Here is a 9,887-nt window from a genome sequence, read left to right on the forward strand (position 1 = left end):
CCCGAGCCATTCTGGTCTCCTTGTTCGAGCGGGAGAGGAGGACCGAAATGACCAGGAAGAGCAACCCCTGTATGTCGAATTCGTGTTTTCAAAAAATGCTCTAGCACCACGGCATCAACCGGCACGAACGATGTAGGAGCGAGCTGGCTCGCGAACCGTCCCAGCGCCGGAGAAGCCGGTGAATCCGTTCGCTCGCTCCTGTGAAGGGCGCCATCACGTAGCGCGGTGGCGATTCCGCCTCGTCAGAACGCGAAGCAGGAACAGCCGAATGCCCCCCAGAACCCGGCGAAGTCGCTCACCGGCACGTCCCTGGTGCGCGCCCGCTCGTGGGCGTGGCCATGCACGCCACAGGAACCGACACACTGGTGCACGGCCTTCTGCAGCGGCGCCTGCGGGCGCCAGTGGCCCGGCACCTTGGCCACCGGCGACCACTCCGGGACCACCGGGATGCTCGGCGGGGCCAGCTTGTCGAACTCGCGGTCGGCATGGACGATCTTGCCGCCCACCACGGTGAGCACCGACTCGATGGTCTTGATCGCCTCTTCCTCGACGCTGAAGAAGTCCTCGGAAAGCACCGCCAAGTCGGCCAGCTGGCCGGCCTTGAGCATGCCCTTCTTGCCTTGCTCGCTGGAGAACCATGCGCTGCCGTGGGTGAACAGCTGAATCGCCACCTCGCGGGACAGGCCCTCCGGGGACAGGCTCAGGCCACCCACGGTCTTGCCGCTGACCATCCAGTACAGCGAGGTCCAGGGGTTGTAGCTGGACACACGGGTGGCGTCGGTGCCGGCGCCCACCGGCACGCCTTCGGCCAGCATGCGCTTGATCGGCGGTGTGGCTTCGGCGGCCTTGCTGCCATAGCGGTCGACGAAATACTCGCCCTGGAAGGCCATGCGGTCCTGGATGGCGATGCCACCGCCCAGGGCGCGAACACGCTCGATGTTCTTCGGCGAGATGGTCTCGGCATGGTCGAAGAGCCACGGCAGGCCGTTGAACGGAATGTCGCGGTCGACCTTCTCGAACACGTCGAGCATGCGCGAGATGGACTCGTCATAGGTGGCGTGCAGGCGGAACGGCCAGCGCTGTTCGACCAGGTGGCGAACCACCGGCTCCAGCTCGGCTTCCATGGTGCCGGGCAGGTCCGGACGCGGTTCGAGGAAGTCCTCGAAGTCGGCGGCGGAGAACACTAGCATCTCGCCGGCGCCGTTGTGGCGCAGGAAATCGGTGCCCTGGCCGTAGGTCACGCTGGAGGTCCAGTTCCTGAAGTCGGCCAGCTCTTCCTTGGGCTTCTGGGTGAACAGGTTGTAGGCGATGCGCACGGTGAGCTGGTCGGCGTCGGCCAGTTGCTGGATCACCTGGTAGTCGTCCGGGTAGTTCTGGAAGCCGCCGCCGGCGTCGATCACGCTGGTCAGACCCAGGCGGTTGAGCTCGCGCATGAACTGGCGGGTGGAGTTGACCTGGTACTCCAGCGGCAGCTTCGGTCCCTTGGCCAGGGTCGCGTAGAGGATCATCGCGTTGGGGCGGGCGATCAGCATGCCGGTGGGCTCACCGTTGCCGTCTCGGACGATCTCGCCGCCGGGCGGGTTCGGCGTGTCCTTGGTGTAGCCGACGACGCGCAGTGCGGCGCGGTTGAGCAGCGCGCGGTCATAGAGGTGCAGGACGAACACCGGGGTATCCGGCGCCGCCTTGTTCAATTCCTCGAGGGTCGGCATGCGGCGCTCGGCGAACTGGAATTCGTTCCAGCCGCCGACCACGCGCACCCACTGCGGCGAGGGTGTGCGCTGGGCCTGCAGGCGCAGCATCTCCAGCGCGTCGGACAGCGACGGCACGCCCTCCCAGCGCAGTTCCAGGTTGTAGTTCAGGCCGCCGCGGATCAGGTGCAGGTGCGAGTCGTTGAGGCCGGGGATGACGGTGCGGCGGTTGAGGTCCACCAGCCGGGTGGACCCGTCGCGGTAGGCCATCACTTCAGCGTCGCTGCCCACGGCGAGGAACTTGCCGTCGGCGATGGCCACGGCGGTGGCCTGCGGGCGCTCGGGATCGACGGTGTGCAGCTTGCCGTTGAACAGGATCAGGTCAGCGTTGCTCATGCTCGGATTCCTCCGCGCTGCAGGAAGGCCAGCAGGTCTTCGTTAAGCTGCTGCGCGTGGGTGACGGCGAAGCCATGGGGCGCGCCGGCATACACCTTGAGCTCGGCGCCCGGGATCTGCTCGGCGGCCAGCTTGCCGGTGGTTTCGAAGGGCACGATCTGGTCATCGTCGCCGTGGATTACCAGGGTCGGCACGTCCACCTTGGCCAGGTCCGTGCGGAAGTCGGTTTCCGAGAACGCGGTGACGCAGTCTAGGGTGCCCTTGAGCGATGCCATCAGGGCGATGTTCAGAGTCTGGGTCAGCACGCCATCGGAGACGGTCTGGCCATGGTTGGTGCCGTAGAAGGGAGCGGCGAAGTTGGCGATGAACTGCGCGCGGTCCTTCAGCAGACTGGCCTTGATGCCGTCGAGCACGGAGGTTTCCACGCCCTGCGGGAAGTCGGCGCTGCGACCGAAGATCGGCGTCACCGCGCCCAGCAGGACCAGCCCGGCCACACGGGGGGTGCCATGGCGGCCGATGTAGCGGCTGACGTCGCCGCCGCCCATGGAGAAGCCGACCAGGGTCACGTCGCGCAGGTCCAGGTGCTCGATCAGGCGGGCGATGTCATCAGCGAAGGTGTCGTAGTCGTAGCCGCTCCACGGCTGGCTGGAACGGCCGAAGCCACGACGGTCGAAGGCGATGGTGCGGTAGCCGCGGCTGCTCAGGTACTCCATCTGGTATTCCCACATGTCGCCATCCAGCGGCCAGCCGTGGCTGAACAGCACGGGTTTGCCGCTGCCCCAGTCCTTGTAGTAGATCTCGGTGCCGTCGCGGGTTACGAAAGTGCTCATGGACAACTCCTCTGCCTGCGCTGCAGGTCGCTGTGGGAAGGGGCGCCGGCATGGCGCCGCGGAGGGAAATCAGTCGGCGCTGAGCCAGCCCGCGCACAGGCGGGTGACCCAGGGCATGATCAGGAACACCACCGGCACCACGATGCACAGGGTGACCAGCAGGTTGCTCGGCACCACCCCGGCCAGTGCCGGGTAGCGCTCGAACACGGGCGCCCATAGGCGCGGGATGACCATGGTCAGCGGGCAGATCACGGCGTAGGTGAGCACCGCCTGCTTCCATTTCGGCGGCGGGCGAACGCCGCCACGCGCCGGGGTGAACCAAAACTCGGCGTCGTTGTGGATCAGCGGATGGTCGCCCTCCTCCAGCAACGGCGACACTTCACGGACCAGCGCCGCGCGCTCGGCGGAATCGATCCAGGCCTGCAATTGCGCGGCCTGGGCGAAGCGCACCACGGTGGTGAACATCGCGCCGCCGCTGTCCGGACGGATCACGTTGACGCCCAGGTGGCCGGGCTGCAGGCGCGCGGCCGCCACGGTGCGGCGCAGCCAGGCCTCGTAGTTGGCCAGGGCCTGGCGGCGCACCTTGTGGTGCACCACCAGGGTCACCACGCTGTTCAGATCGATGGCATCGGCGGCCATGGCGGCCTCGCGGCTGATGAGAGTCGCACCACTATGGCGGTGCGCACCGGCAGTGCATTGGACGCATGTGCTGCATCACCGCCATTAACCAGGTTTAACCCGCTTTAACTCGCCGCCTCCGGCGCCTTTGCAGATGCTGGGTCCCCCACCGTCCGCCGGAGTGCCCAGCCGTGTCCCATGCCGACCTCGCCAGACATGTCCGCCGGGGCCTCGCGTCCTGGCAGTTGGAACGCGCCCTGGCGCTGTTGCTGGAGCATCTGGACGCGGGCATCGAGGTGACCGCCCTCGCCCGGGCCTGCGCGCTCTCGCGCAGCGATTTCACCCGCAAGTTCAAGGTCAGCATCGGGGCGCCGCCACAGGCCTGGTTGCGCCGCCAGCGGGTGGAGAAGGCCAAGCGGCTGCTGGCCGAGGCACGATTGCCGCTGGCGGAGATCGGGCTGGAGTGCGGGTTCTGCGACCAGGCGCACTTCTGCCGCATCTTCACCCGCCTGGAAGGCGTCACGCCGCTGGGCTGGCAGCGTCTGGCGGGCTGACCTGCTGCATGTAGGCGCGGACGGTGTGCGGCACCCGGTAGCTCACCCCGCGCTCGTCCTGCTCGATCCACAGCAGCGACTTGTCCGCCAACTGGCGCACGGCGGCGAAGATGCATTCACGACAAAGCCGGGTGCCGTGCAGCGAGTCCACCGCCGTGTCCAGGGTGAAGGCTTCCCCCAGGGATGCCAGCAGGCGCAGGCAGCGCTGTTCGGCGGCGCTGAGCAGGCCGAAGCTCCAGTCGTAGGTCGCCCGCAGGCTTTGCTGCCGCTCCGGGGCGGTGCGCCGCCCCGGCATGAGCAATTGCAGCGGCGTCTCCAGCAGCGCCGGCAGTCCGCTGAGGCCGAGGACGCCCACCTGCCGCGCGGCCATTTCGATGGCCAGGGGAATGCCGTCCAGGCGCCGGCAGATGGCGATGATGGCTCGCACCTGGTCGGGCTTGAGGTCGAAGCGGTCGCAGACCTCCCGCGCGCGCGTCACGAACAGCTGCACCGCCGAGCTGCACATGGCCAGCGCCAGGGGCGCGTCGTCGCGCTCGGGCACCTCCAGCGGCGGCAGGCGCAGCACGTGCTCGCCTTCGGCACGCAGCGGTTCGCGGCTGGTGGCGAGGATGTTCAGCCGCGGGTGCAGGCGCAACAGGTGCTCGGCGGCCTCGGCGCAGCGCTCGGTCAGATGCTCGCAGTTGTCCAAGAGCAGCAGGGTCGGCTCGTCCACCGGCTCGCGCAGCAGCACGGCGAGGTTCTGGCTGAGGGAGATGCCGTCCGGATCGCTCGACAGGTCCAGGAAGCGCATCCGCGGGAAGTGCGCGCCCAACTGCTCGGCGGCCTGGATTGCCAAGGAGGTCTTGCCGATGCCGCCAGGCCCGGCCAGGGTCAGCAGGCGGGTGCGCGGCAGCTGGTTCACCACGCGCTGGATCAGCACCTGGCGGCCGATCAGCCCCATCAGCAGGACCGGCAGGTTGCTGGTGCGCATCGCACAGGGGGACGCCAGGGGTTGCCGCGGCGCGACCAGGGTCTCCACCACCTCGACGAAGCCGTAGCCGCGCAAGGGCACGTTGGCGATGTAGCGCTCGCCGGTGCGCCCCTCGCCCAGGGCGCGGCGCAGGGCGGCGATGTGCACGCGCAGGTTGACTTCCTCGACCACGGTATCGCCCCAGACCTGGGCGATGATCGCGTCCTTGCCGATGATTTCCCCGGGCTGGCGGATCAGCACGTGGAGGATGTCCAGCGCCCGGCTGCCGATGCGCACCGGGCGGTCGCCCTGCAACAGCTGGCGGCGGTAGGGATGGAACTGGAAGCGGCCGAACTGCAGGATGGTCTCGGTGCCGGGTTCAGTGGTTGCGCTCATGTCCTGCTCACGTCATGGTTCAAACGGATCGCTCCACTACTGGGCCTCCAGGCGATCTGGTTCGAACCGAGGTGACGCGCCCCTGATGATGGATCGGGCTATTTTCCCGCGCCCGTGTAACAGTGCAATTCATCCGGGGGGAACGATTCGGCCAAGATGGGTGCGCCGGACGGTCAGAACCGCCCTTCGCGCTCAGGCGCAGCCGAACTGCTCGCGGTACTGGCTCGGCGTCATGCCGATCCGCTCGCCGAACACCGAACGCATGTGCCGAGCGCTGCCGAAGCCGCTGCGGCAGGCCACCAGCTTCAACGGCAGGTCGCTGCTCTCCAGCAGCCTGCGCGCATGGTCGATGCGTGCGCTCTGCACGTACTGCATGGGCGTCAGCCTGGTCTCGCGCTGGAAGGCGCGGGAGAAGTTGCGCGGGCTCATGGCCACCAGCTCGGCGAGGCGATTGACCGTCAGGGGCTCGTCGATGTGGTCCACCACGTAGGCCTGGGCGCGGGCAATGGCCGAGCCGTCGCGCACCACCGACGCCAGCAGCGGACCGAACGGCGCCTGCCCGCCCTGGCGCTTGAGCACCACCAGCAGCACCTTGGCGACTTCCAGGGCGATGTCCTTGCCGTGATCCTCGGCGACCACCGCCAGGGCCATGTCGATGCCGGCCGTGACGCCTCCGGAAGTGATCAGGTTGCGGTCGATGACGTAGATGCGCTCGGCCTGTACCTGGGTGTGGGGGCAGCGCTGCGCCAGTCGCTCCAGGTAGTTCCAGTGGGTGGTGCAACGGTAGCCGTCGAGCAGCCCCGCCGCCCCCAGGATGAAGGCCCCGGTGCACACCGCTCCGTAGCGTTTCGCGCTGCGCGCCGCCTGCGCCAGCCAGGCGGACAACAGCGAGGTGTCGCCGTTGTACGCGCCCGGCCCGCCGGGCACCAGCAGCAGGTCCACGCCCGCCGGCAAGTCGTCGATGTGTAGGTCCGCCTCCAGCGCCAGCCCGCTGGAGGCGCGCACCCGGTCGCGCTCCGCCGCCACCGTGAGCAACCGATAGTGGTGCTCCGGCGGCAGGTAGCGGTTGGCCATGGAAAACACCTCCAGCGGCCCTGTCACATCCAGCGCCAGGACATCCTCGTAAAGCACCATGGCTACTGTCTTCTTCACTGCTGTCACCTTCACTCATCACGCCCGCGGGGCCGGTGGCAACGCGCCCCCGTTTTCCAGGGGCGCCACTATAGCCGCGCCGCTTCGTCGCGTATCGAACATTTGCATCATTGTCTGCTCCCGCCGCGAGCACACAGGTCCAATAAACAGGGGGGCGCCGGCCCCATAGTCAGCCCATATCCGCCGGCCCCGTGCCGGTGTTCTTTGCGCAACCGCTGCGCACCCCACCTCAAGGAGACACTCCCATGGCGACCGCCTCGGCCGTTCCCGGCAAGACCCTGCTCAACCCCACCGACCACACCCTGATCATGATCGACCACCAGTCGCAGATGTCCTTCGCGACCAAGTCGATCGATGCGGTGACCCTGCGCAACAACGCCGCCCTGGTGTCCAAGGCGGCGAAGGAATTCGGCGTCTCCACCATCCTCACCACCGTCGCCGAGAAGAGCTTCTCCGGCCCGATCTTCGACGAGATCAAGTCGGTCTTCCCCGAGCACAAGGTCATCGACCGCACCAGCATGAACACTTGGGAAGACCCGCGCATCGCCGTGGAAGTGAACAAGTTCGGCAAGCAGAAGATCGCCCTGGCGGGCCTGTGGACCTCCGTCTGCATCGTTGGTCCGGCGCTGTCGGCCATCGACCAGGGCTTCGAGGTCTACGTCATCGCCGACGCCTGCGGCGACGTCTCCACCGAGGCCCACGAAATGGCCTTGCAACGAATGATCCAACTCGGCGCGCGCCCGATGACCTCCCTGCAGTACCTGCTGGAACTGCAGCGCGACTGGGCCCGTGGCGAGACCTACGACCAGACCGTGAAGACCTCCATCGAGCACGGCGGCGCCTACGGCCTGGGCCTGATCTACGCCAAGACCATGTTCAACGCCAGCGAAGGCCACTGAGCCCGAGCAAGGGAGCGGCGCCGCCGCTCCCTTTTCCTTTTCCGTGGTGCATCCCATGTCTCCGATCGACCGTTCCAGCGCCTGGGCATTACTGTTCATGCGCGTTGGCGCAGCCCTGCTGCTCCTCCAAGTGCACGGCCTGCCCAAGCTGCTGCACTGGCAAAGCGAACTGCAACGCATCGAAGATTCCTTTGGCCTTGGCGCCGCACCGACCCTGGCGCTGGCCGTGTTCGCCGAAGTGCTCTGCCCGCTGCTGCTGATCCTGGGGTTTGGGGAGCAACGGAACAGAAAGTGCACTTAAGCCCTACCACCTGCGCTCGGTGCGTTCTTCCCAGGCGTCCATCTCGACAAAACAGTTGCGCATATCGGCTTCCTGGCTGATCTCCGTCAGTAGGTCATGCACGGTCTTGTCCAGCTCCGCCTCGCTCCGATACTGGCCCTGGTCGGGAGCCACCTCGACCGGACATCAGGCGTGAGACCCGCACGACAACGGACCTGGGCCGTTTGTCTTCCTCGGAGCTCTTCGGCTCAGGCTTCCACCCGACAGGCTCGCCCTCGACGGGCGATTGTTTCCGAATGCCGAGACGATCCCAGTCCCGCGCCTCGGCCGCGGCGGTGAAGCTCCTCCCGTCCACCCCGGCGACGAACTGGCGCAGGCCATCGAGCGGGCTAATTGTCTCTTCTGGGTAGACGATATTGCGCTTTTTAGCCTCTTAATCGAATCGCAAGGAGACACTAGTCTGTGCTCATGGTGCTGAACAAGGCACCCCTACCTACCAGGAGACACGGACATGACCCTTTCGACCTCGACCTCGACCGCCACCCACACCGCCACTGCCTTCGCCGGCCGCGCCCTGCTGAGCTCGCTGTTCATCGTCAGCGGCCTGGGCAAGGCCGCCGCCCCGGCCGCCACCCTCGGCTACATCGGCAGCATCGGCATGCCCTTCCCCACACTGGCCCTGGCGGCCGCGCTGCTGATCGAGCTGGGCTTCGCCGCGGCGCTGCTGGTCGGCTACCGCACCCGCTTCGTCGCCACCGTGATGGCCGGCTTCACCCTGGCGACGGCCCTGGCGTTCCACAACCAATTCGGCGACCAGAACCAGCTCATCCACTTCCTGAAGAACCTGGCGATCGCCGGCGGGCTGCTGCAGGTGGCCGCCTTCGGCGCCGGCGCCCTGAGCCTGGATGCCTACCGCAACCGCCGTACCGCCCACGCCTGAAGTTTCCCGCCCGGCTCCGGCCGGGCCGTCCCGACCGAGGAATCCGAAATGAACACCCACGAACTGCGCCGCTCTGCCGAGCGCGGCCAGACCGACCACGGCTGGCTGCAATCCCGCCACAGCTTTTCCTTCGCCGACTATCACGACCCCGAGCAGGTCGGCTTCTCCGACCTGCGGGTGATCAACGACGACCGCGTCGCCGCCGGCCAGGGCTTCGGCCGGCATCCGCACCGGGACATGGAGATCCTCTCCTACGTGCTCGACGGCGCCCTGGAGCACCAGGACAGCCTGGGCAACGGCTCGCTGATCCGCCCGGGCGACATCCAGCTGATGAGCGCCGGCACCGGCATCGCCCACAGCGAGTACAACGCCTCGCCCCGCGAGCCGATGCACTTCCTGCAGATCTGGATCGTCCCGGCTGTCAGGGGCGTGACACCGGGCTATCAACAGCAGCGCTTCGCCGCCGAGGACAAGCGCGGCCGGCTGCAGCTGATCCTCTCGCCGGACGGCGAGCGGGGTTCGCTGCGCCTCCACCAGGACGCCCGGGTCTACGCCGGGCTGTTCGACGGCGCGGAACGGGCCAGCCTGGAACTCGGCGGGCAGCGCCACGCCTACGTGCACCTGGCGCGCGGCGCGCTGAGCGTCAACGGCCAGCGCCTGGAGGCCGGCGACGGCCTGCGCGTCCGCCATGCCGAGCGGCTGGAGTTCGCCGACGGTGAGCAGGCCGAGGTGCTGGTCTTCGATCTGCGCCCCAACGAACGGCCGCGAATGGCGTGAACGGTGTCCAGCGGCGCCCACGGTGGCCGTGGTTGGACTGCTGGGCATGCAGGTCGGCGAAAAAACTCCTGCCGCCAGGGCGGCAACTCATCACTCATTGGCTGTCTTGAAGGGGCCTCTTATGAAAGCATTGCAATTTTCCCAAACCGGCGACCTGTCTGCGCTGCGTTATCTCGACCTGCCGACGCCGGTCCCTGCCGCCGGCGAGGTGCTGGTGGAGGTCAGAGCCAGCGGACTGAATCCGAGCGACGTGAAGAACGTGCTCGGACGTTTCCCCTACACCACCCTGCCGCGGATTCCCGGCCGGGACTTTGCCGGCGTCGTGGTGCAAGGTCCGCAGAATCTGCTGGGCAAAGCGGTGTGGGGGACGGGCAAGGAGCTGGGCTTCTATAACGACGGCACCCATGC

11 protein-coding genes and 1 pseudogene are annotated in these 9,887 nt (G+C 67.5%); 6 read left to right on the forward strand and 6 right to left on the reverse strand.

The genetic code is table 11. The features are described from left to right. Positions 1 to 242 precede the first annotated feature (242 nt). From ACYVD0_RS19185 to ACYVD0_RS19195, 3 genes are all read right to left on the reverse strand, one after another. Positions 243 to 2,084, reverse strand: coding sequence for an amidohydrolase (locus tag ACYVD0_RS19185; RefSeq protein ID WP_460428286.1), 1,842 nt, complete (start codon positions 2,082 to 2,084; stop codon positions 243 to 245). Beyond that, the gene (locus ACYVD0_RS19190) at positions 2,081 to 2,914 is read right to left on the reverse strand and encodes an alpha/beta fold hydrolase (RefSeq protein ID WP_460428287.1); all 834 of its coding nucleotides are present in this window, start codon (positions 2,912 to 2,914) and stop codon (positions 2,081 to 2,083) included. Before ACYVD0_RS19190 ends, ACYVD0_RS19185 begins: the two co-directional genes overlap by 4 nt. Positions 2,915 to 2,983: 69 nt before the next feature. Then, positions 2,984 to 3,553: an antibiotic biosynthesis monooxygenase gene (locus ACYVD0_RS19195; protein WP_460428288.1), complete on the reverse strand. Its 570-nt coding sequence runs from the start codon at positions 3,551 to 3,553 to the stop codon at positions 2,984 to 2,986. A 170-nt stretch (positions 3,554 to 3,723) separates the two neighbouring features. Here ACYVD0_RS19195 and ACYVD0_RS19200 point away from each other — a divergent pair, with 170 nt between their 5' ends. Next, positions 3,724 to 4,086, forward strand: coding sequence for a helix-turn-helix domain-containing protein (locus ACYVD0_RS19200; RefSeq protein WP_460428289.1), 363 nt, complete (start codon positions 3,724 to 3,726; stop codon positions 4,084 to 4,086). Here ACYVD0_RS19200 and ACYVD0_RS19205 read toward each other — a convergent pair. Then, positions 4,052 to 5,431 (reverse strand): ATP-binding protein, encoded by a 1,380-nt coding sequence (locus ACYVD0_RS19205; protein WP_460428290.1) that lies wholly within the window; start codon positions 5,429 to 5,431, stop codon positions 4,052 to 4,054. The genes ACYVD0_RS19200 and ACYVD0_RS19205 overlap by 35 nt on opposite strands. Before the next feature lie 192 nt (positions 5,432 to 5,623). Beyond that, positions 5,624 to 6,565, reverse strand: coding sequence for a GlxA family transcriptional regulator (locus ACYVD0_RS19210; protein WP_040107487.1), 942 nt, complete (start codon positions 6,563 to 6,565; stop codon positions 5,624 to 5,626). Positions 6,566 to 6,828: 263 nt separating this feature from the next. On the opposite strand from ACYVD0_RS19210, the gene ACYVD0_RS19215 reads away from it, so the two are divergent. Then, entirely contained in the window at positions 6,829 to 7,482 is a 654-nt protein-coding gene (locus tag ACYVD0_RS19215) for a hydrolase (RefSeq protein WP_040107307.1), read from the forward strand. Positions 7,483 to 7,537: 55 nt separating this feature from the next. Further along, a pseudogene (locus ACYVD0_RS19220) lies at positions 7,538 to 7,750 on the forward strand (DoxX family protein); the annotation flags it as partial. Positions 7,751 to 7,786: 36 nt separating this feature from the next. On the opposite strand, the gene ACYVD0_RS19225 reads toward ACYVD0_RS19220, so the two are convergent. Beyond that, a complete protein-coding gene (locus ACYVD0_RS19225) occupies positions 7,787 to 7,936 on the reverse strand; it encodes a hypothetical protein (RefSeq protein ID WP_460428291.1) in 150 nt (49 codons plus the stop codon). A gap of 337 nt (positions 7,937 to 8,273) precedes the next feature. Between ACYVD0_RS19225 and ACYVD0_RS19230 the strand changes: the two genes are divergently transcribed. From ACYVD0_RS19230 to ACYVD0_RS19240, 3 genes are all read left to right on the forward strand, one after another. Then, positions 8,274 to 8,702, forward strand: a complete 429-nt coding sequence (locus tag ACYVD0_RS19230) for a DoxX family protein (protein WP_460428292.1) — start codon at positions 8,274 to 8,276, stop codon at positions 8,700 to 8,702. A gap of 48 nt (positions 8,703 to 8,750) precedes the next feature. Then, positions 8,751 to 9,479, forward strand: coding sequence for a pirin family protein (locus ACYVD0_RS19235; RefSeq protein WP_460428293.1), 729 nt, complete (start codon positions 8,751 to 8,753; stop codon positions 9,477 to 9,479). A 121-nt stretch (positions 9,480 to 9,600) separates the two neighbouring features. Further along, on the forward strand, positions 9,601 to 9,887 hold a 287-nt coding region (locus ACYVD0_RS19240; protein WP_460428294.1), incomplete at its 3' end, for an alcohol dehydrogenase catalytic domain-containing protein.

Source organism: Azotobacter armeniacus, from assembly GCF_054779355.1.

Excerpts from the sequence above, each read along its gene's own strand:
- ACYVD0_RS19210 (WP_040107487.1), bottom strand. The coding sequence starts at position 6,565 with ATGGTGCTTTACGAGGATGTCCTGGCGCTGGATGTGACAGGGCCGCTG.
- ACYVD0_RS19215 (WP_040107307.1), top strand. The coding sequence starts at position 6,829 with ATGGCGACCGCCTCGGCCGTTCCCGGCAAGACCCTGCTCAACCCCACC.
- ACYVD0_RS19230 (WP_460428292.1), top strand. The coding sequence starts at position 8,274 with ATGACCCTTTCGACCTCGACCTCGACCGCCACCCACACCGCCACTGCC.
- ACYVD0_RS19205 (WP_460428290.1), bottom strand. The coding sequence starts at position 5,431 with ATGAGCGCAACCACTGAACCCGGCACCGAGACCATCCTGCAGTTCGGC.
- ACYVD0_RS19235 (WP_460428293.1), top strand. The coding sequence starts at position 8,751 with ATGAACACCCACGAACTGCGCCGCTCTGCCGAGCGCGGCCAGACCGAC.
- ACYVD0_RS19190 (WP_460428287.1), bottom strand. The coding sequence starts at position 2,914 with ATGAGCACTTTCGTAACCCGCGACGGCACCGAGATCTACTACAAGGAC.
- ACYVD0_RS19195 (WP_460428288.1), bottom strand. The coding sequence starts at position 3,553 with ATGGCCGCCGATGCCATCGATCTGAACAGCGTGGTGACCCTGGTGGTG.
- ACYVD0_RS19185 (WP_460428286.1), bottom strand. The coding sequence starts at position 2,084 with ATGAGCAACGCTGACCTGATCCTGTTCAACGGCAAGCTGCACACCGTC.